Raw genomic sequence first — 20793 nt, 5'->3', positions numbered from 1 at the left:
GGACGCCACGCCGGCGTCCCTTTATTTTTTAAATTATTTTTTCCGGTTTCTGGCGCGGCTGCGTCCCTATATCGGGCGAATGTGTCTTCGCCCCCAAGACAAAGTACATAAGGTACATTAGGGAGAGAATAATGATCAACGCACTCAGTTCTTCGTCCTCATCCAGACATCTGAAACGCATTCTGCTGGCTTCGGCGCTGTCGGCTGTCACCCTGCCCGCCATGGCCCAGTCCTCTGGCGCGATTGAAGAAATCATCGTCACCGCCCTCAAGCGTTCGACCAATCTGCAGGAAACCCCGATCGCCATCTCGGCCGTCAGCGGCGCCGCACTCGCCAGTATGGGCGCGACGGGCATTTCCGATTACGTCAAGGCGGTTCCCGGCCTGTCGCTCGTCGATGGCGGCGCGGGTCAGCGCCGTCTCGTCATTCGCGGTGTACAGGGCGTGGGTGAAGCCCAGACCGGCCTTTATTACGATGAAACCCCGGTGACCGGTTCGCCCGGCACCTCGAACGACGCCGGCGCCCGCCAGCCCGATATGTTCCTGTTTGACGTCGAACGCATCGAAGTGCTGCGTGGCCCCCAGGGCACCCTTTACGGCGCTGGCTCCATGAGCGGCACCGTGCGCGTGCTGTTCAACAAGCCGAACATGACCGAATATGAAGGCGCTGTGGACGGCACCGTCAGCAACACCGAACATGGCGGCATGGGCTACAAAATCAACGGCATGGTCAACGCGCCGCTGGTCGAAGGCAAACTGGCCGCCCGCGCCGTGCTTTATTACAACAATCAGGACGGCTATGTGGATAGCAATATCCTTGGCAGCAACATCAATGACGAAAAGACCTGGGGTGGCCGCTTCCTCCTGCGGGCCAAGCCAGCGGAAAATCTGACCCTTGACGCCTCCGTGCATATTCAGCGCACCGATGCCTATGTGGGCGGCTGGGACGGCAATAATCCGCGTCCCTATCAGTCTGCTTATGCGATCGACATGTCCACAAAGGACAACTCCGAAATCTACAACCTGACGGCCAACTGGGATATCGGATTTGCCAATATCACGGCGGTGACCTCCTATTATAACCGGGAAACCAAAGTTCCGGTCGACGTCACCACCTTTATGAAAAACATTGGTCAGCCGATGTATACGCCTTCGGTTCTGTTCTATGATCCCCAGAACGTGAACAACTGGACCAATGAACTTCGCATGAGTTCGCTTGGCGAAGGCGCTTTGCACTGGACGTTCGGCGGATATCTGGAAAAGCGCAAAGCTTATATTGTCAGCGCACAATACATGTCTGATCCGATCTCCGGAGAACGCATCTTCCCCTATAATATCCTGACCAGCCGCTATATCGAAGATAGCTTGAAACAAAAGGCCCTGTTCGGTGAAGTGTCTTATGATTTCCTGCCTGAGCTGACATTTACCGCAGGCACGCGCTACTTCAACTACAACAAGGATATCGTCGGGTCGACCACCATCGGATTCGCTCCGATCGGTGCCATTAAAACACCTGCTGCTGAAGCCCACTCAAAAGAAAACGGCTGGGTCTTCAAGTTCAATCTGTCCTACAAGCCAACCGATCATGTCATGTTTTATGCGCAGGCTGCACAGGGCTTCCGTCCTGGTGGCGCAAACCAGGTCATCGGTTTGGCAGAGTCTCTTACTCCATATGATTCAGACAGCCTGTGGAACTATGAAGCTGGCGTGAAATCCAGCTGGCTCGACAATCGTCTGGTGGCCAATATCACGGGTTACTGGATCGACTGGAAAGACATGCAGGTTCAGGGACGGACCGCCAACAATGCGTTTTCCTTCGTCAGCAACGCTGGCGCCGCCCGCATCAAGGGTGTCGAGTTTGAATTCATCGCCCGTCCGCTTGATGGCTGGCAGATTGGTTTGACCGGCGACTATCGTGACGCCAAACTGACAAAGGCTCAGGTCAATCCTAATCTGAACGCCAACCTGCTGTCGCTTGGCCGCAAGGGTGATCGCATTCCCTATGTCGCCAAATTCTCGGCTACTCTGATGACGCAATATACCCATGATGTTGGCAACAACATGAATCTTATGGTGCGCGGCGATGTGAGTTATGTCGGGTCTTCCTATTCGGAATACCAGCCAACCTATGTTTACTATACCCGGTCTCCGTCCTACACGCTCGTCGGAGCCCGTACGGGTCTTGAAGGATCTGATGGCGACTGGGGTGTTTACGTCTTCGTAAACAACCTTTTCGACAAAGAAGCCATCGTCCGCAGAACGTCGAGTGCGTTTGGCAGCAACATCAACTTCAGCGCTCCGCCACGTACCTTTGGGCTGAACGCAAAAAAGAACTTCTAACAAATACCACTGGCAAGGGCAGGTCGTCGGAAAATGACCTGCCCTCTTTTTTCAGTGCCAAGCTTGTTTTGTATCATCCATCGTAAGGATATGCCCATGATCCGGAAACTCAGATTCACCGCGCTTGCAGTTATGGCGTCCACTCTGGTTTCCGGCACGGCCATATCCAAGGATGTGGTCATCCATGCCGGTCGCTTGATCGATGGACTGTCCAATACCCCGAAATCCCAGGTTTCCATCCTTATCAAGGACGACCGCATCGTCGGCGTCGAACAGGGATTTCTGCGCCCGGACGGCGCGGAGATTGTTGACCTGTCCAAAGCCACGGTTCTGCCCGGGCTCATTGATACCCATGTTCATGTGACCTTTGAGCCTGACGGCCGCAACCCGATCGTGAAACGCGTCACCCGCAGCGATCTTGATACTGCTATCGCCTCCACGACCTATGTCAATCGCGTCCTGCTGGCCGGATTCACCAGCGTGCGCGACGTGGGGTCAAGCACGGGCGTCGGCGTCGCGCTCAAACGCGCCATCAACGAGGGGACGATCCCAGGCCCGCGTCTGTGGGTCGCGGGCGCCGCCCTTGGTCCCACCGGCGGCCATGGCGATGCCCATAACGGCATGGATCCGGCGCTTGAAAATCCCCATTGGAGCGACGGCGTGATCGACGGCCCGGACGAGGCGCGCAAAACCGTGCGCCGTCTGCATCAGCAAGGCACCGATCTCATCAAAATCATGCCAAGCGGCGGCGTGCTCAGCATCGGCGACGATCCGAACGCCAAAATGATGACCGACGCTGAAATCAAAGCCGTGGTCGATACCGCCCATGAGCTTGGCATGAAAGTCGCCGCCCATGCCCATGGCAAGAAAGCCATTGATGCCGCTATCCGTATGGGTGTCGATTCCATTGAACACAGCACCTTCAGCGACGGCGAAAGCTATAAGCTTTATAAACAATACGGGACTTATCTGGTGCCGACCTTGCTGGTCGGAAAATATGGCAGTGACCTCGCCCGCAGTCATCCTGAACTGTTCAACCCCTCCGCCGCCGCCAAGGCGCTTCGAGTTGCGCCGGGCATGGTGCGGATGGCCGGAGACGCCCATAAGGCCGGCGTGAAAATCGCCTTCGGCACCGATACCGCCGCCCTCATGCCGCATGGTCATAATGCCGAGGAATTCGCGCTGCTGGTCAAGGCTGGCCTGACGCCCATGGAAGCGATCAAGGCCGCAACCACAAATGCCGCCGATCTTCTGGGCGCGAGCGACCGTGTGGGTTCAGTCCAAAGCGGTCGCTATGCTGATCTCATCGCTGTCAGCGGCGATCCCCTCACCGACGTGACCGAGCTTGAACGCGTCAAATTCGTTATGAAAGGCGGCAAAACCGTCAAGTCCTGGCCTGCCAACTGACTATCCACAGGAGTGTAAAAACAATGCGTACACCATCCGCCAAACAGATCCTGCTGTCCGCCACCGCCCTTGCGCTGTTGTCAACCGCCGCCATGGCCAAGGACGTGGTCGTGCATGCCGGCCGGCTGATCGACGGGGTCTCCAAGGATGCGCAGACGCAAGTCTCCATCATCATCAAGGATGATCGTATCATCAGCGTGGAAAAGGGCTTCCTGCGTCCTGATGGCGTCGAGATCGTGGACCTGTCGCAGGCGACCGTGCTGCCCGGCCTGATCGACATGCATGATCATATAACCTTCCAGTCGTCGGGCAAGAACCCGGTGGCCGAACGGGTCACCCACAGCAATCTCGATTCCGCCATCAGTGCCACCGGATATGCCCGCCGCACGCTTGAAGCCGGGTTCACCACCGTGCGCGACGTGGGCTCGGACACCGGCGTCGGCGTCGCCCTCAAACGCGCCATCAATGAAGGGACCATCCCCGGCCCGCGCATGTGGGTTGCAGGCGCGGCGCTTGGGCCCACCGGCGGCCACAGCGACGGTCGGAACGGCATGGATAGCGAGCTGTCCCATCCCCATTGGACCGACGGCGTGATCGACGGCCCCGATGAAGCGCGGAAAGCCGTGCGCCGCCTGCATCAGCAGGGCGCCGACCTCATCAAGATCATGCCAAGCGGCGGCGTGCTCAGCATCGGCGACGATCCGAGCGCCAAGATGATGACCGACGAGGAAATCAAGGCAGTGGTCGACACTGCCCATGAGCTTGGCATGAAAGTCGCGGCCCATGCCCATGGCAAGAAAGCCATCGATGCCGCCGTGCGTCTTGGGGTCGATTCCATCGAACACAGCTCCTACAGCGATGCGGAAAGCTACAAGCTTTATAAGCAGTACGGCACCTATATGGTTCCGACCTTGCAGGTGGCCTATGTGGTGTCCGAAGTCGCCCGCCTGCATCCGGAGCAGCTGAACCCGTCCTCCGCCGCCAAGGCTCTGCAGGTGGCGCCGCAAACCCTGCGTCAACTTGGCGAGGCGCATAAGGCTGGCGTGAAGATCGCCTTTGGCACAGACACGGCGCTGTCGCCCCATGGCAAGAACGCCGGTGAGTTCATTCTGCTGGTAAAGGCCGGACTGACGCCAATGGAAGCCATCAAGGCCGCCACCGTCAATGCCGCCGATCTTTTGGGGGCAAGCGACCGTGTGGGCTCGGTCCAAAGCGGCCGCTTTGCCGATCTCATCGCCGTCAGTGGCGATCCGCTCAAGGACGTGACCGAGCTTGAGCACGTCAAATTCGTCATGAAGGGCGGCCAGACCGTGAAGGCCTGGAGCGAATAACAGTCTCCAAATAGAAAACGCCGCCGCCGGTCAGTCCCAGCGGCGGCGTTTTTTTTATGACTTAAAACTTGTTGCGGGCAAGCCAGGCCGCGATCACCGGCATGCGGGTCTTGCGGACGTCGATGCGGTAGGCCACCGCTGCGATAGCCGTCTTGACCGATTGCTGGGCGTCAGCCGGGATGTTCGCCTCCCCATAACTCCGCAGCTTGGCTATCATGGCCGGATCGGATGACCCGGCACCAAGCGACGGAATGAAGCGCGTCCGCGCCGACACATCGACCTTGGCATTAACAGCGTCCTTATTGGCTACGGCGAAGTCGAACACGAGATCGGGATGTTCCGCCGCCGCCCAGCGGATCATGCTGGCGCCGGTGGTGACCCCGGGCTCATCGGTCATGGCGAGTGCGAGGGCTTGCCGTGTCAGGGTCTCGTCCTTTGCCACGGCGAGAAGATTATAAAGTTCCGGACGGATCAGGGCCGAGGTTTCCTGGGCGGCAGCCTCATGAATGGCGGTCCAGGTGGCCTGATCGGCATGGAGCGCCACCACCCGCAAAATCGTCCGCCGCAGCGAGGGTGGGATGGCCGCCGGATCACTGACCCGCGCCGCGAACCGCCGCCGGGCTTCGGCAATCACCACCGGATCGCCGACACGGCCGAGCGTGGTGATGAGATCCCCACGCAAAATAGCCACCGTATCCGGCTCGCCCGCGCGCGGGGTCCAGCCAAGCCTGTCGAGGACCGGGCGCAGATACTGTCCGGCGAACTTGCGCAGCGCCGCCTGTTGCCCCGCATTACCCTCGCCATAATCATAAAAACTTTGCACGAGGCTGGCCGCGCGGCTCCAGACATGGGGCTTGGCATCGGCCGGAATAGCACGCAGCAGGTCGAACACATCGGATGGCGGCTGTAGGCCCGCCAGCCCGAGATTGCTGCTGTCGCTCAGCAGCCCCATCTGATCGGCGGGGGCAAGCCTGGCGAAATTCGCGGCCAGGGTCTTGAACAGCCCCGGCGTATAGAGCGTGCGGTAATAGCCGCTTTGTCCGGCATTGACCACCACGGGCGCGCAGCCCGGCACCGTCATCTCGGCCCGTCCGCCCACGACCAGCGCGGCCACCGGCGTTGCGGCGTCAAGACCGCGCGCGAGCACCGGCACATGCCAGCCAAGCGGCGTCTTGTTCGGCCGGTCCTTGGTATATTCGCCCTGGCTGAGCATGAGTTCGGTCTGGCCATTTTTGCAGGCGGCGCTCTCCACCCGGATCAGCGGCACCCCCGGTTGCAGGGTGAAATCATGTGCGATTGCGGTCACCGGCTTGCCTGCCGCCGCCTCCACCGCAGCCCAGAGATCGTCGCTGACCGTATTGCCGTAGCTGTTGGCCTTGATGTATTTGCGCACGCCCGCGCGCCAGGCCTCGGTCCCCGTATAGGCTTCAAGCATGCCGATCACCGCCTGGCCCTTCTGGTAGGTGATCGCGTCGAAGGCCTGACTGATCTGGGCCACGGTTTCGATCTTCTGCACCACCGGATGGGTTGACGCGAGGGCATCCAGGCTCATGGCGGCATCGCGGCTGTTGACGGCGTCAAGCGCCGGATCCCATTCGGGATGGAAATGTTCGGTCACCCGGCCCTCCATCCAGGAGGCGAAGCCTTCGTTCAGCCACAGATCGTCCCACCAGGCCATGGTCACCAGATTGCCGAACCATTGATGCGCCATCTCATGGGCTTCAACGACGAAAATGCGCTGCTTGTCGCTTTCGCTTGAAATGGCCGGATCGAACAGCAAAGTATTTTCAAAGGTAAAGATGGCGCCCCAGTTTTCCATGGCGCTGAAAAACTGACTGCGGCCGGGGGCTGCGATGTTATCGAGCTTTGGCAGCGGATAAGGCACGGCAAAATAATCATCGAGCCAGGGCAGAATCTGCGCTGCGGAATCAAGGGCATAGCCCGCCTTGTCGATATCGCCCTTTTTGGCAATCACGCCCACTTCCACATTACGGATCTTACGGGTCGCCCGTTCAAACTCGCCCAGGCCGAAGAACAGAAGATAGGTGGACATTTTCGGCGAGGTGGCGAAGGACACAAGCTTGCGCCCGGATTTTTCAGCTGTTTCCGACGCGACCGGCATATTGCTGACCGCCATCTCGCCCGCTGGTACATCGGCCTTGACGCTGAAGGTCGCCTTGTAGAACGGCTCATCCCAGGAGGGCAGAACGTAGCGGGCGTAACTGTCTTCGAACTGCGTATAAAGCGCGCGGCGCTTGCCGGACGCCTCGTCATAATCCAGCGCGAAAAGCCCCGTCGCCTGGGTGCCGATCTTGCCCTTGTAACTGATATCGAGGCGATAGCGCCCGACAGGAAGAGCTTTTGTAAATTCAAAGGTCGCTGTCTGTGCCGCCGTATCGAGCGTGATCTTCGGCGCGGCGAAACCCCGCCGTCCGGCAAGGGTCGCCGTCACAATCTCCAGATCCGCCGCATTAAGCACAACCCGTGGCGTCGGTGTCAGCACTTCGAAATCAATGCCGACCTGACCGGTGAAGCTGAGATTTTGCGCGTCCGGCGTGAGCGTCAGATCATAATGATCCGGCCGGATATCGCGCGGCAGTTGACTGGTTTGCAACGGCGCCGCGACTGTCGAACTTGCGACCAATGTTAAAGCCAGACAGGAAACGAATGATGGGAGACGAAGCATGAGCCCTCCTGCTGCGTAAGATCCAAACGTCCGGCCGCGGCCGCGCATAGGTTGAGGATCATAGCAGATTTCAGCGCACCCGGCATTTGCAATAATGGTGCGCATTCGGGCAAAATTCATGCGATTTCGGGCTGAGTGATCAGGAAAGTTTTCAACAGTCGTTGTCTCTTTTTTATTTCCCCAAAATGTATATTTATCATAAGGTCATGATCTAAATACAATTAAGAAAATGTTTGCTAGCGGAGGAAAGTATGAGCATCAGGCAAACCAGAAAACCTGTCTCGACAAGCGCGACAAATCCACCTTCCTCGTTCTTGATTTCGCGCCGCGGTGCACTTGGCTTGCTTGGCGGTGGTTTATTGACCCTGGCAGCGCCCCGCGCGTTGTGGGCGGCCAATCGTAGCGATGTGATCGTGATCGGAGCCGGGCTGTCCGGCTTGCAGGCCGCCATGATCCTCGAGGAAAGCGGCGCAGCGGTCACCGTGCTTGAGGCCAGCAATCGCATTGGCGGCCGTATTTTCACGCAAGATGATGTCCCGGGCCGTCCCGAAGCCGGTGGATCAGAGGTCGGCGCGATGTATGCCCGCGTGCAAACCATGATCGAGCGCCTCAATCTGAAACTTCATCCGGCCGAACGGGCGTCACAAACCTACAGCTACCGCATCGATGGCACCAATATTGCCGCAAGCGATTGGGTTCGATCTGCAGCAAATCCTCTGCGCGGGACAGAGCATGATCTCCTGCCGACGCAACTCACCACGCATTATATGCAACGGCGAAATCCGCTTGAGGATCTTGAAAGTTGGCTTGGTGCGGATGCTGCGAAATTCGATATTTCCTATGAACGCTATCTTCACGATCTCGGAACTTCACCTGAAGCTATTCGCTTGATGCAAGTTGAAAGTCTGGCGGATTCCCTGTCCGACGTTTCGGCATTGTGGGAATTGCGGCGTCAGAAACTCAGACAGTTCAGCTCTGGTGCCGCAGTCGGCCTCCATTATCTTGAGGGAGGCATGAGCCGTCTGCCAGAAGCCATGTCCGCAGCGCTCGCAAGCGATGTCCGCACCGGTCAACAGGTTGTCTCGATCGACAGCACTGCGCATGGTGTCGAAGTCCGTTGCAGAAACGGGCAGGTCTTTCAAGCGCGCTACGTCATCTGCAGCTTGCCGTTGACTGTGCTGCGATCGATCAAAATCACGCCAGGCCTGCCCAAATTGCAACAGGAAGCCATTCAGAAAATTCCCTATGGCAATGCTACAACTTTATTTTACGCCATCAAGGAACCCTATTGGGAGGCCGATGGTCTGCCGCCCGCAATCTGGTCGAACAATCCCTATCTCCGTGCATTCAAAATGAATTCAGATGATCGGTCGCTATCGTATCTGTGGGTGTTTTTGTCGGGCGCCGGAAACAAAGCCATACGCGCGGCTTCGATCGACGACGCCAGTGCACGGGTTGGAAGCATGCTTGCCGAAATCCGCCCAAGCACCGTTGGCCGCATCGAGTTCATGCGGGCTTTTTCCTGGAGCCAAAACCCCTACAGCCTCGGGACTTTTGCCCATCGTGCACCGGGACAGATCAGCCGCTTTGGCAATGTGGCCGCCAACCAAGCCGGCAGGGTGCATTTCGCCGGAGAACATACCGCTGTTCTGATGAGCGGTCTTGAAGGTGCAATGGAATCCGGAGAGCGCGCAGCGGTCGAGGTTCTTGAGCGGCTGTAAGCAGCCATATGTTTCGGTCAAGAAAAATCCCGCGCCATTGCTGACGCGGGATTTTTTACATAACCATTGTTCTTAGAAACGGTAATTCACATTAGCACCAAGTTCACGGCCGCGCGGAATAGCAACCGCAAGGCAACGCTGACCCGCACCACCTGCCGACGGATAGAGACAGCTGAACATATTGCTGGTCGTACCGAGAGGACGTTTGTTGTCAAACAGGTCCTTGACAAAAAGCGACATTTCCCAGGCGTCTTTGCCAACTGAAAGCTTGGCATTGACACGCGTGACCGGCTTCAGATCAATCAGGTTGGCAATATCGCCATAGCGCTCGCCAAGATAACTGACATCCACACGGAAACGGCCTTCATAGGACGCGACTGGAAAACTATATTCGGAAGCAGCCGCCGCAGTCCAACGCGGCAGATTGACCGAGGTTTTTCCTTTCAATGTCGACCCCGAAGCGATCAATGCCTGAACGTCGGCATTGGTCGGCAAGCCGGGGAGGAAATCGGAATCATATCTATGATTGGCGTAACCAACATTGCCAGTCAGCAACCAGCTATTGGTGACCTGAGCGGCGGCATCGACTTCAAAGCCGTAAATTCGCGATTTGCCGACGTTTGCAATATCCGCGCTGGTAGAGCCCGGAATCTGGGTCGAGAATTGCTGATCGCGAACATTCTGATAGAAGCCTGCAATATTCAGAAGCGCACGGCCGCCGAATAAATTGCTCTTCACCCCGAATTCATAGTTGTCGAGTTTTTCAGGATCCACATAGGTGAATTCGCCGGTCACAGCATTGCGCGAGGTATTGATGCGGCCGCTCTTTGTGCCATAGGAATAGAGCGCATAAATCATGACATCATCGCTCGCCTTGAACTGAGCGGTGACGCGCGGCAGGAATGCCTTGCTACGCTCGTTTGAACCGGGCGTATTGACCGTGCAGGTCGGGCAAGATTCAAGTGTCACGTTTTCGATCTGATAACGGGCTTCGACTTCTGCCGTCAAGCGCGACGTCAAATCATAGCTTGCACCACCAAAGACCGAGTAAGTCTCGACCGACATATCGCCGAAAGGCTGACCGGTCGGGTTTGCTGTGGTCTTGCTGCTATGTTGAATGAAATGACGCTTATCATCGGAATAGAAACCACCGACACGCCAGCGAAAGGCATTGCTGCCTGGCGAAATCAGTCGAATCTGATGGCTATGATTGCGATATTCATCCTGTGACTGGGTCACGTTGGCAGTGGTTTTGGCGGTCGGCACCAGGTTCGGGAAATTGACGCTGAAGAATGGATCCCCGGCACTTGAACGATAGGTAAAGTCGGTGCTGTTGTGAACCGTCTGGTTGTAATAACCGCCGCGATAGCTCAATTCATAGCCGTTGTCGAATTCATGTTCGGCAATCAAGGAGACAAACCAGCGATTGCGGTCATTGCCGCAGTCCGACGGACGGCCACGGTCTTTCCCATCACAGCCCGTGGTCCCGAAAACGGGGTTGGGGATCGACCCGTTCGGGTAAAACCAAGGCAAAGTGCCTGTTGGCTTACCGAGGGCATTCAACGGCATGACAGGCATGAGATTGACGCCGGCAGCTTGCCATTCCTGAAGCGTCTGGACCTGGATGAGCGGTGTTTCGTCATGATCGGAATCATAAGCGACACGCAGCTTGAAGCTTGTCTGGTCGGTCGGCTTGAAATATGCCGAAACACCGAAGCTGTCGGTCTTTTCACCGCCAACGCCACGACCATCGGGCATTTCGGATCGCGACCCGATCTTCTTGCTGCTCGCGTTCATGGACAGCCACAGCTTGTCTTGCACAAGCGGCGTGGTGAAAGCGAGACCTACATCATAATTGGTGCTGCCGTGGTGAGTCGACATTTCGGCGCGGACGCGGCCGGTAAAATCATTCGACTCTGGCGTTTTCGAAATAAAATCAATGGCGCCGGCATATGTCGCACGACCAAATGTCGCACTTTGAGGACCTTTGATAACCTCTACGCGCTCAAGTTCACTGAGATCAAGGCTGCTCAGCTGGCCACTCACCGGAATGCCATCGATAAAAATCGAGACGCCCTGGAACTGGGCAAGAGTGGTGTTGGCCGACAAACCGCGCATGATAATCGCACTTGCATCATTGCGGCCTGTACTGCTGAAAAAGATCAGCGACGGCGTGAACTGCGCCAGATCACGCGCATCCTTCATGCCAATCTTGTCAATCGTCTCCTGGTTGAAGACGGTGATGGCAAGCGGCACTTCCTGCAGGGTTTCGCTCCGCTGTTTGGCGGTAACGATAATTTCTTCCAGATTGTGGATGGCCGCGGATTGCGCCATTGCCGTCTGGGATAGCATTGGCACCAACGCGCATATAGCCGCGCCGACCAACGTTTCCCGTTTAATATTTTTAAGCATTTTTTCCCCTCAATTTTATAGTGAATTGCGCCTAAATGGACATGGCGAGAATTTGAGTGGAGTAATCCACTGAATTTTCTTTTTTATATATATCGATCGTTTTATGTAGTTTTGAACTTCTATCGTCATTACATTATGATGACAATATGAAAATAGAGGGTGCATAGAAAAAAATGCTATGCGTGCCTAATTAGCAATAATCTGCCGAGGCTAAGGTTTAATATCCACACCCGCACTTAAAGAAAAGAACCAGGAGGCAGTCAACCTGCCTCCTGGTTCTAAAAGCCATTTTCAGAAATTGGTTCGAAACAAGGCTACTTGGTTTCCTGTTTCAAATAGGCAATGAGTTTTTCCCGATCGTCTTTCTTCTTCATGCCCATATAAGCCATTTTTGTGCCTGGCACTAAATTAGACGGCTTTTCAAGCCACTTATCCATGGTTTCCACCGTCCAGACCAGATCAGCATTTTTAAGGGCTTCAGAATATTTGAAACCCTCCACATAGGCTGCCTTACTGCCAAACATACCGTGAAGATTGGGGCCGACACGGTTTGGCTCCCCCGCTTTCAAGGTGTGGCACGCCTTGCATTGCACATAAAGAATCTGGCCGCGCTTGGCATCCTCAGGGGATAGCGCCAATTCCTCCGCCAATGCAACAGTTGCGGGCATTTGCATGAGAAACACCGTCGCGGCCAACAATGCCTTGAGAAACAATGGTTTTTTAGGGTGGCGTTGGGACATGCTGAAATCCGTCTTTTGGGTGGAGGTTTTGCAAGACCTTATAATTGATCATAACATTATGATAATAAAATATTTGATCAATGAAAACCTCATTATATCCAACGCCAGTCCTTGCCCCTGCCTGGTGGGTAGCTACCCGTTAGATTGTTTGAAGTGGATCCAACAGGATGAAAAGATAACTCCTGTCACGCAAAGTGTTTCGGCCCTCTGCCCCGAAGCAGACCCTGAATCTCTGCGCGTACAAACGGTAAGGTCAGTGCGGGAGCTTAAATCATGACGGACTATCGGTTGGGAATCGATGTCGGCGGGACCAATACGGACGCCGTCATCATGCGCGGGCGCGAGGTCGTGACCGCGACCAAGCGAGCGACCACCCAAAGCGTCGGCGACGGTGTCGTCGATGCGGTGACGGTCACGCTGCAACAGTCGGGGCTTGCCGCTTCGGCCATCAAGGCGGTGATGATCGGCACCACGCAGTTCGTCAATGCCTTCCTGCAACGGAAGAACCTGTCCGAGCTCGCCATCATCCGCATTTCCCTGCCGCGCACGGACGGCGTACCGCCCATGGTGTCCTGGCCGAAGGATCTCCGGGCCATCCTCGGGTCCAATATCTATATGACCAAGGGTGGGGCTTATTATACGGGGCAGGATTATATTCCGCTGGATGAGGAGGCGATCGCCGCCGCCGCTCTTGATATCAAGGCAAAAGGGCTGAAAGCTATCGCCATTTCGGCCAATTTCGCGCCGATCCGCCCCGATCTTGAACATCGCGCCCGCGATATTGTGCGCGGCATCATTCCAGACGCCATGATCACGCTGTCTTCGGATGTGGGCGGCATCGGCCTCATTGATCGTGAAAACGCCGCCATCATCAACGCCTCTCTCATGGCGTTTTCGCGCGAGGTGGTGACGTCGCTGGTGCAGGCCATCAAAAATCTGAACATCTCGGCACCGCTTTATATCAGCCAGAACGACGGCACGCTTCTGACCACCGAAGCGGCTGAGGCCTATCCGATCCTCACCTGTTCGGCCGGACCGACCAACAGCATCCGTGGCGCGGCGTTCCTGACCGGCCTTCAGGAGGCGGTGGTGGTTGACATCGGCGGCACCACCACCGACATCGGCTTTCTGGTCAAAGGCTTTCCGCGCGAAACCACGGGTGTCAATTACATCGGCGGAGTGCGCACCAATTTCCGCATGCCCGATGTTCTGTCCATTGCTTTGGGCGGCGGCTCCATCGTGCGCGAGGAGGAGCGTGGCATTGAGGTCGGGCCGCAATCGGTCGGCTTCCATATTCGCGAGGAAGCCTTGCTATTCGGCGGGCCAACGCTCACGACCACCGATGTGGCGGTGAAGGCCCGGGATCTTTCCGGCATCGGCGATCCGGCCAAAGTCGCGCATCTTGATGATGACTTTGTCAGCCGTGTCATGGATGCGATCCGGCTGCGTATCGAAGACGCGGTCGATCAGATGAAAACCAGCAGCAAGCCGGTGCCTGTGGTGATGGTCGGCGGCGGCAGCATTCTCGTGACCGGCGCTGTGGCCGGGGCCTCCGATGTGCTGATGCCCCCATATGCCGAGGTTGCAAACGCGGTCGGTGCGGCCATCGCCCAGGTAAGCGGCCGGGTCGACAAGCTCTATGACTATGGTCAGGACGGCGGACGCCTCGCCGTGCTGGAAATCGCCAAGCAGGACGCGATTGATGCCGCCATCCGGGCCGGCGCGGACCCTGATACGGTCGAGGTGCTCGATATCGCCGAATTGCCCATGATGCATATGAAAACCAACGCCGTGCAAGTCAAGGTGCGGGCCGTCGGCAACCTGTTCGCCATGAGCGAACGGGCCGCAGTATAGGGAGAGCCGCCATGAAACATATCAAAACCCCTCAGGACATTGCAGATATGGCGCGCGGCGCGGTGTTCCTTGGCACCGGCGGCGGCGGCGATCCCTATGTGGGGGAACTGTTCCTGTTGCAGCAGCTTGAAGAAGGCCGCAGCCCGATGATCGTCACGGCGGATGACGTGGCCGACGACGCCTTTGTGGTCTCGATCGCCGGTGTGGGCGCGCCTACCGTTCTGGTGGAGCATCTGGTGAGCGAGCGCACGCTTCTGGATCTGCTCGCCCGTGCGGAAGCCTTTTATGGCCGCAAGATCGACGCCCTGATCAGCGCCGAAATCGGCGGCGCCAATTCCATGTTCCCGCTGGCGCTTGGGGCGCGGGCCGGGATTCCGGTCATCGACGGCGACGGCATGGGGCGCGCCTTCCCGCATCTTGAGATGACCACCTTCAGCATCGACGGCATCACCGCGACGCCCACCGTCATGATTGACGACCTCGGCAATGTGGCGACGGTCACCACCCCGAACGACCGGCTGGCCGAAGACATGTTGCGGGCGCTCTGCAATACGCTAGGCGCCATGGTGCTTGGATCGTTTTATTCCATGAGCGGCAAGCAGATGAAACAATCGGCGGTGCGTGACACCATCACTCAGACGCTGGAAATCGGCCGCTGCATCCGGGAATCGCGGGAGACCTGCGAAGACCCCGTCTCCGGGCTGATGACCTATCTCAATGACCCGAAGCGCGGCCGTTATGCCCGCGTGCTGTTCGACGGCAAGATCACCGATGTCACCCATGAAACCCGCGACGGCTGGCATTGGGGCGCTGTCAGCCTGCAAAGCATGACCGACGCCAATGACAAGATGGTGGTAGAAATCCAGAATGAATATCTGGCCGCCCGCCGCAATGGCAAAACAGCCATCATCGTGCCCGACATGATCAGTATCCTCGACCGCGAAACGGCCGAGCCGCTGACGGCAGAAATGCTGCATTATGGCTTGCGTGTCAAAGTCATCGGCTATAGCGCCGTGCCCGAGCTCAGAACCGAAAAAGCCTTGAAGGTGTGCAGTCCTCGTCAGTTCGGCATGAATGAGGATTTTCTGCCGCTTGAATCTTTGGCCTGAGGCGGGGGAAAGGATCATGACCAAAATCCTGCGAAACTGCCTGATTTTTGATGGGCTGTCCGAGACGCTCAGGGACGGTCACGACATCCTGATCGAAGACGGCAAGATCGCGGCCATCTCCGAGCGCCCGATCGTGAGCGCAGTGGCCCACAGTCATGACATGGGCGGACGCTTTGTCATGCCCGGTCTGATCGACGCGCATTTCCATGCTTATGGCGTTGCCTTAAGCGTGAGCGCCATCGACAGCATGCCGACCTCCTTGCGCGCCTTGACCGCCCGCAAGATTTTGGAGGATAGCCTGCAACGCGGCTTTACCACCCTGCGCGATGCGGCGGGCGGGGATATTTCGCTTGCGCTTGGGGTCGAACGCGGGCTGATCAAGGGGCCACGGTTCTTCTTTCCCGGGCTCGCCGTCAGCCAGACCGGTGGCCATGGCGACATGCGCGCACCGGACCATGAGCCCATGTGCGGCTGCGCTTATTGCGGGGCGCTGTCGATCATCGCCGATGGCGCGGACGAAATGCGCAAAGTGGTGCGCGAACAATTGCGGCGCGGCGCAACCCATATCAAACTGTTCATATCCGGCGGCGTCTTCAGCCCCAGTGACCCGATCTGGATGAACCAGTTCCATGAATCGGAAATCGAGGCCGCGGTCTATGAAGCGCGAAGCCGCCGCACCTATGTGATGGCCCATGCCCATACGGCGGAAGCCGCCATCCGCTGCGTGCGGAACGGCGTGCGGTCCATCGAACATGCCACCATCATGACCCCGGAATCGGCGGCTGAGATCAAGGCCCATGATGCCTATGCGGTGCCGACGCTCGCCATCATGGAAGGATTGAAACTGCACGGCCCGGCGCTCGGCATTCCGAAAAACACCATGGACAAGATCACTGAGATCGAAACCCACGCCCTCGCCTCCATCGAGCTTTTGCATAAGGCCGGGGTCAAGATCGGGCATGGCAGCGATCTCCTGGGCAAACTGATGGACCGCCAGTCCCGCGAATTCATGTTGCGGCGTGAGGTCCTGAGCCCGTTCGAAATCCTGAAATCCGCCACCTCGATCAATGCCGAACTGATGATGATGGCCGGAAAACTTGGCGTGGTGGCCGAAGGCGCTTTCGCCGATCTGATCGCCATTGACGGCAACCCGCTGGATGATCTCGCGATCCTCGAACAGCACGACAAAATCCAGCTCATCATGAAGGGCGGCGAGATTTTCAAGGATACAATTTAGGGTAACTGGATGTCGATGCGGCCTGATGCTTTCAGCTATACCGGCGCCCTAGAGAGAGAGTAGCGAACGGCGGCGCTTGACCCACCCGAGCAGTCCGAACCCAAAGAGCATCAACGACCAGCTCGCAGGTTCAGGCACCGCATCCACCGGCGGATCGGGATTTTCATGACTGCCATTCAGGAAGCGGTTGTTGACGAGATAGGTTCCCGCATTCGCCGTCACCCCTTCAGGTAAAAGGAAGGCATCGGACCCGCTGACAAAACCAAAGGTATTCGAAAAACTCGCAGAGGCCGTCGCCGTCGGGCCGAACGTCAGGGCCGTCGCCTGAAGGTAAAACGTAAAATCGATATCCTGATTGAGGGGAACCATAATAGAAGGTGAGAGCAGGACAAGATCGATAATTGTCGAGTTCGGGTCGCCGCTTATAATCGTGAACCCGCTGGAACCACTACTTAATACGCCCTTATCGTCCGTCAGCTGAATGGCAAAAGGACCAAGTCCTGCAAAATACAACCGGGCTGTCGTCGTCGCCTGCTCAACATCACCGGCATTGGGTATCCCCACCGCAAAACTGCCGCTCAGATGTAAATACATTGCAACCGACACCAAGCCGTTCGAGGCCGACGAGAAGCGTACCGTATCGTTAAAATGTGCTTCCCCGAGGCCATTGGCCGACCCCGCAGCAGATGCCGCCGCACCCACGGACCCGTATGTTGCCGTGGCGGACGCAGAGTCAGCCACGCCCGGGGCTGCGCAGGACACGCTCGCGGTCACAGGCACATCCGAAATGCTGGTCCCGGGAGTACCGGAACAGTGATTGCCAAGCGGTGTTGGCTGAGTATAGGCGGTAAACGTTGGCGAGGCGGCGGCCGAGAGGCCAAAACAAAGAACAGCAGGGGCAGCAGTCATAAGAAATTTCATGGCTGAGCGCATAGTCTATCCCCCAATGGACGCACAAATGCACGTCTTCATCGTCAATTTGACTGGAGCTGACACGGACCTTTTAAGTGAATTAACTCAAATTTATATATTTGTCAGATTGCACGCAATAACGAACTGATTCGGCAATCATTTTAACAATGACCTGTGCTCCACGCGATACACCTCCCTCTGATCCGAAGGAGGACTTCTCAATCTGAAGGAGCCTCAGCTTCCGTACTGTTCGTCTATAACTAGCTCCCAATTGTCATTACCGGGCTTGACCCGGTAATCCATGCTTCACCCAACCGGGCGGTGGCAAAATGGATTGCCGGGTCAAGCCCGGCAATGACTGTATATTGACAGTGTGTAATTTGGGCCCCTACCCGAACGTCCACCGTCACTGCCGGCTGATCACCAAGGCGAATGAACAAGGAGGACGACCCCGGACAATTTTGGGACACGCCCTGGAAATGGCCCCATTGGTACGATGCCGTCCGGGCTCAGATCCGGTGGCTTTGCACCTGAGTGTGGCGCGACAAAAGTGCAATGCAGGTGATCGCGCCGAGCAGGGGGAAAGCCATCAGCGTCGATAGAATGACTGGCATGACATCATGCATGTTCGGGCTGTCGGCCTTGTACCCGTAGGCGGCGAGTGTGAGCCCGGTGACCGCCTGCGACAGGCCGATAAAGCTTTTGTTCGTCAGGGTGTAAAGACCGAAGATGCTCATATGATACTGCCTGCCGGAAAGCCCCGGCGCGTGGTCGAGCGCGTCCGGCAGCATGGACCAGTTGAGCATAAATATGCCGCCGATAGCGCAGCCCGCGAGTCCGGCGACAAGATACAGAACCTCACGCGATTCAAGCGCCGCTATGGCGATCAGCATGGCAAGGCCCAGCAGACCGTTCGCGTATTGTGACGCTGATTTTTTCTGCCGCATGCGATTTGACAGCTTGGACCAGAACAGCAAAGACGCCGCCTGACAGGCCGACATGATAACGAGAGCGGTCGCGCCCGCCTCTTCACTCCCAATCCCGTATTTGCCGTAATAGACGATGGCACTGCCGATAATCGGCGTGGTCAGCGAGGTCACGGCGGTCAGCGCGAAGACGATAATCAGGAACTCATTCTCCCTGATCCGCTTCAGCAGATCGCCTAAGCCGAGCGGCTCGCTCTGCTCGCCCGCATGGACGCGAATATTGCAGATGGATAACAGACAAAGGGCAATAACGACGAGATAGATTGCGGCAAAGATCATGGCCGCAGTCGAAAACTGTTCATGCGACGCGGCGAGGCCGGAATCATTCAAAATCACCGTCATGGCCAGGGTAACGGTCAATCGTCCGGCGGCGCTGAAAAAGATGCGGAGACTTGCGATATTGGTGCGATCGCGGCTGTTCCGGCTGAGGAACGCCAGCATGCTGTTATGGGGAATATCGACAATCGTATAAGCGGAGCGAAACAGAATGAGGGCGATAAAAATATAAAAAACACGATAGTCAGCAGCGATCGATTCGGCCTGAAACAGCCCGACGAAAGTGACGGCGGTCAGCGGCGCTCCGATCAGGAAATAAATCCGCACGGTCGGGAATTTTTCGCGCAGACGGTCCGCAGCAATACCCATGATGGGATCGCAGATGGCATCCCAGATCAGCGAGATAAAGATGACCGTCCCGGCGATGGCCGCAGGAATACCCAATCTGTCGGTCAAGTAAAACAGCGCGAACAGCTCGACAAAGGATCCAAGGCAGCTTTTACCGAAATTCCCGCTGGCATAGAGGGTATGACGGACGAGCCGGTCGTCTCCGATTGCGATATTTGTACTGTTGTCAGTCATCAGAGCTTCGCAAAATAGCCATGAGTGAGGGGCAGCAGAGCGGCACCGATGGCGGCGGCATCTCCATTTGCTTCTGAAGGCACAAGCCTTGCTGTCGGGCGCGGAACGGAGCGCCGCTTCTGGTCGAACAACTCGATCTGGGCGATCACTTTTTCTGCCAGTGCACGCGGTATGCGGCCGCCGAACACGATGGCATCAAGGTCAAGGATAGCGGTCGCATTTGAGGCAATGATGGACAGCGAATCGCGTACCCGCGCTATCCAGTCGCTGTTGGCGGGCCAGCTAATGTCGAAACTCTCGACCATATCGTTCACATTGGAAAACACATGTCCGTCCCGCGTCACAAGCTGGCGCAGCAGTTCGAGGTTGGGGAACGGGTAAATGTCCGACGGCAACCCGCCCGCGAACTCGCCGGCATTGCCGTGCCGTCCGCGCCACAGCTCGCCATCGAGGATGACGCCACCGCCGACGCCGGTCGCGATATAGAGATAAGCGAAATTCTGGGCCCAGCGGCCGACGCCGATCATGCTTTCGCCAAGTGCCGCCACATTGCCATCGTTGTCGGCCCAGACCGGCAGACCGAGGGCCTTCGACATGACATCCTCCAAATCAATGCCTGCCCAGTCTTCAAGCACATAGGGCGTATTGAAGCCGACACCCTGGCCGATGAAGGATCCCGATATGCCGACGCCTGCACCGGAGACGACCGCGTTTTGCGGCAATTGCCTGGCGCGGATGCTGCCGATGGTGGCCTTGACCCAATCGATGACCGCCGTCATGTCCATGGGAGAGAAGGCGCGCCTTTGTTCCTGCAATATCCGGCCCGAGAAATCCATCACCGCGATGGAGCCGGCGTCCGCCATGATCGAGATGCCGAAGGTATAGGTGAATTCGGGCGCGATCTTCACCGTCGCACTTGGATAGCCGCGGCGGCCGCTGGCGATGCGCGTGCTCGGCTCCAGCATCCCAGCATCCAGAAGCTTGCTCACCAGTCGGGACACCGATTGCTGGGTCAGATCGGTGGCTTCAGAGAGAATCGCCTGAGTCAAAGGACCGCGCCGAAACAGAAGGCCGAGAATCCGTCGTTCACTGCGTGTCAGTTCGGGTAGGGGCGCGCTGGGCGGCCTGTTGTTTTCAGCGAGCTTAGAATTCATGTTAATTCTCATATAATTAGAAAATTTTCGTGCAGCTTGAAACGTTC

Annotated in this window: 13 protein-coding genes; 7 read left to right on the top strand and 6 right to left on the bottom strand. The window is 57.3% G+C overall.

Annotated features, from left to right (window positions below; all coding sequences use genetic code 11):
• The first annotated feature begins 131 nt into the window (after positions 1 to 131).
• From NYP16_RS02520 to NYP16_RS02510, 3 genes are all read left to right on the top strand, one after another.
• A complete protein-coding gene (locus NYP16_RS02520; RefSeq protein ID WP_274942537.1) occupies positions 132 to 2339 on the top strand; it encodes a TonB-dependent receptor in 2208 nt (735 codons plus the stop codon).
• 90 nt (positions 2340 to 2429) lie between these two features.
• The gene (locus tag NYP16_RS02515; protein WP_429913134.1) at positions 2430 to 3746 is read left to right on the top strand and encodes a metal-dependent hydrolase family protein; all 1317 of its coding nucleotides are present in this window, start codon (positions 2430 to 2432) and stop codon (positions 3744 to 3746) included.
• 23 nt (positions 3747 to 3769) lie between these two features.
• The gene (locus NYP16_RS02510) at positions 3770 to 5077 is read left to right on the top strand and encodes a metal-dependent hydrolase family protein (RefSeq protein WP_274942535.1); all 1308 of its coding nucleotides are present in this window, start codon (positions 3770 to 3772) and stop codon (positions 5075 to 5077) included.
• 61 nt (positions 5078 to 5138) lie between these two features.
• Here the strand turns inward: NYP16_RS02510 and NYP16_RS02505 are convergent, their stop codons facing one another.
• Positions 5139 to 7763 (bottom strand): M1 family metallopeptidase, encoded by a 2625-nt coding sequence (locus NYP16_RS02505; protein ID WP_274942534.1) that lies wholly within the window; start codon positions 7761 to 7763, stop codon positions 5139 to 5141.
• Positions 7764 to 8122: 359 nt separating this feature from the next.
• Between NYP16_RS02505 and NYP16_RS02500 the strand changes: the two genes are divergently transcribed.
• Positions 8123 to 9484, top strand: coding sequence for a flavin monoamine oxidase family protein (locus NYP16_RS02500; RefSeq protein WP_274942533.1), 1362 nt, complete (start codon positions 8123 to 8125; stop codon positions 9482 to 9484).
• A 72-nt stretch (positions 9485 to 9556) separates the two neighbouring features.
• Here the strand turns inward: NYP16_RS02500 and NYP16_RS02495 are convergent, their stop codons facing one another.
• Positions 9557 to 11818 (bottom strand): TonB-dependent receptor, encoded by a 2262-nt coding sequence (locus tag NYP16_RS02495; RefSeq protein WP_274942532.1) that lies wholly within the window; start codon positions 11816 to 11818, stop codon positions 9557 to 9559.
• A gap of 392 nt (positions 11819 to 12210) precedes the next feature.
• The gene (locus NYP16_RS02490) at positions 12211 to 12636 is read right to left on the bottom strand and encodes a c-type cytochrome (protein ID WP_274942531.1); all 426 of its coding nucleotides are present in this window, start codon (positions 12634 to 12636) and stop codon (positions 12211 to 12213) included.
• 273 nt (positions 12637 to 12909) lie between these two features.
• Here NYP16_RS02490 and NYP16_RS02485 point away from each other — a divergent pair, with 273 nt between their 5' ends.
• The 3 genes from NYP16_RS02485 to NYP16_RS02475 are packed head-to-tail and all read left to right on the top strand — an operon-like array spanning position 12910 to position 16836.
• Positions 12910 to 14490 (top strand): hydantoinase/oxoprolinase family protein, encoded by a 1581-nt coding sequence (locus tag NYP16_RS02485; protein ID WP_274942530.1) that lies wholly within the window; start codon positions 12910 to 12912, stop codon positions 14488 to 14490.
• A gap of 11 nt (positions 14491 to 14501) precedes the next feature.
• Entirely contained in the window at positions 14502 to 15599 is a 1098-nt protein-coding gene (locus tag NYP16_RS02480) for a DUF917 domain-containing protein (protein ID WP_274942529.1), read from the top strand.
• A gap of 16 nt (positions 15600 to 15615) precedes the next feature.
• Entirely contained in the window at positions 15616 to 16836 is a 1221-nt protein-coding gene (locus NYP16_RS02475) for a metal-dependent hydrolase family protein (RefSeq protein ID WP_274942528.1), read from the top strand.
• Positions 16837 to 16884: 48 nt separating this feature from the next.
• Here NYP16_RS02475 and NYP16_RS02470 read toward each other — a convergent pair whose 3' ends face one another.
• From NYP16_RS02470 to NYP16_RS02460, 3 genes are all read right to left on the bottom strand, one after another.
• Complete coding sequence (locus tag NYP16_RS02470) at positions 16885 to 17745, bottom strand: PEPxxWA-CTERM sorting domain-containing protein (RefSeq protein ID WP_274942527.1); 861 nt, start codon at positions 17743 to 17745, stop codon at positions 16885 to 16887.
• 512 nt (positions 17746 to 18257) lie between these two features.
• Complete coding sequence (locus NYP16_RS02465; protein WP_274942526.1) at positions 18258 to 19592, bottom strand: MFS transporter; 1335 nt, start codon at positions 19590 to 19592, stop codon at positions 18258 to 18260.
• Positions 19592 to 20746 carry an ROK family transcriptional regulator gene (locus tag NYP16_RS02460; RefSeq protein ID WP_274942525.1) on the bottom strand — a complete coding sequence of 385 codons (1155 nt, stop codon included), beginning with the start codon at positions 20744 to 20746 and terminating at the stop codon, positions 19592 to 19594. The genes NYP16_RS02465 and NYP16_RS02460 overlap by 1 nt, the downstream gene beginning before the upstream one ends.
• Positions 20747 to 20793 lie beyond the last annotated feature (47 nt).

Origin of the sequence: Govania unica, from assembly GCF_027920805.1 — a bacterium.
Lineage (GTDB): Bacteria > Pseudomonadota > Alphaproteobacteria > Sphingomonadales > Govanellaceae > Govanella > Govanella unica.
Note: the sequence above shows the minus strand (reverse complement) of the source record. Positions and strands in the feature narration are given on the sequence as shown.

What these genes read in the sequence shown, in the direction of transcription:
- NYP16_RS02465 (WP_274942526.1), bottom strand. Translation starts at nt 19,592, where the DNA reads ATGACTGACAACAGTACAAATATCGCAATCGGAGACGACCGGCTCGTC.
- NYP16_RS02490 (WP_274942531.1), bottom strand. Translation starts at nt 12,636, where the DNA reads ATGTCCCAACGCCACCCTAAAAAACCATTGTTTCTCAAGGCATTGTTG.
- NYP16_RS02515 (WP_429913134.1), top strand. Translation starts at nt 2,430, where the DNA reads ATGCCCATGATCCGGAAACTCAGATTCACCGCGCTTGCAGTTATGGCG.
- NYP16_RS02460 (WP_274942525.1), bottom strand. Translation starts at nt 20,746, where the DNA reads ATGAATTCTAAGCTCGCTGAAAACAACAGGCCGCCCAGCGCGCCCCTA.
- NYP16_RS02520 (WP_274942537.1), top strand. Translation starts at nt 132, where the DNA reads ATGATCAACGCACTCAGTTCTTCGTCCTCATCCAGACATCTGAAACGC.
- NYP16_RS02485 (WP_274942530.1), top strand. Translation starts at nt 12,910, where the DNA reads ATGACGGACTATCGGTTGGGAATCGATGTCGGCGGGACCAATACGGAC.
- NYP16_RS02495 (WP_274942532.1), bottom strand. Translation starts at nt 11,818, where the DNA reads ATGGCGCAATCCGCGGCCATCCACAATCTGGAAGAAATTATCGTTACC.
- NYP16_RS02510 (WP_274942535.1), top strand. Translation starts at nt 3,770, where the DNA reads ATGCGTACACCATCCGCCAAACAGATCCTGCTGTCCGCCACCGCCCTT.
- NYP16_RS02475 (WP_274942528.1), top strand. Translation starts at nt 15,616, where the DNA reads ATGACCAAAATCCTGCGAAACTGCCTGATTTTTGATGGGCTGTCCGAG.
- NYP16_RS02470 (WP_274942527.1), bottom strand. Translation starts at nt 17,745, where the DNA reads ATGACTGCTGCCCCTGCTGTTCTTTGTTTTGGCCTCTCGGCCGCCGCC.
- NYP16_RS02480 (WP_274942529.1), top strand. Translation starts at nt 14,502, where the DNA reads ATGAAACATATCAAAACCCCTCAGGACATTGCAGATATGGCGCGCGGC.
- NYP16_RS02505 (WP_274942534.1), bottom strand. Translation starts at nt 7,763, where the DNA reads ATGCTTCGTCTCCCATCATTCGTTTCCTGTCTGGCTTTAACATTGGTC.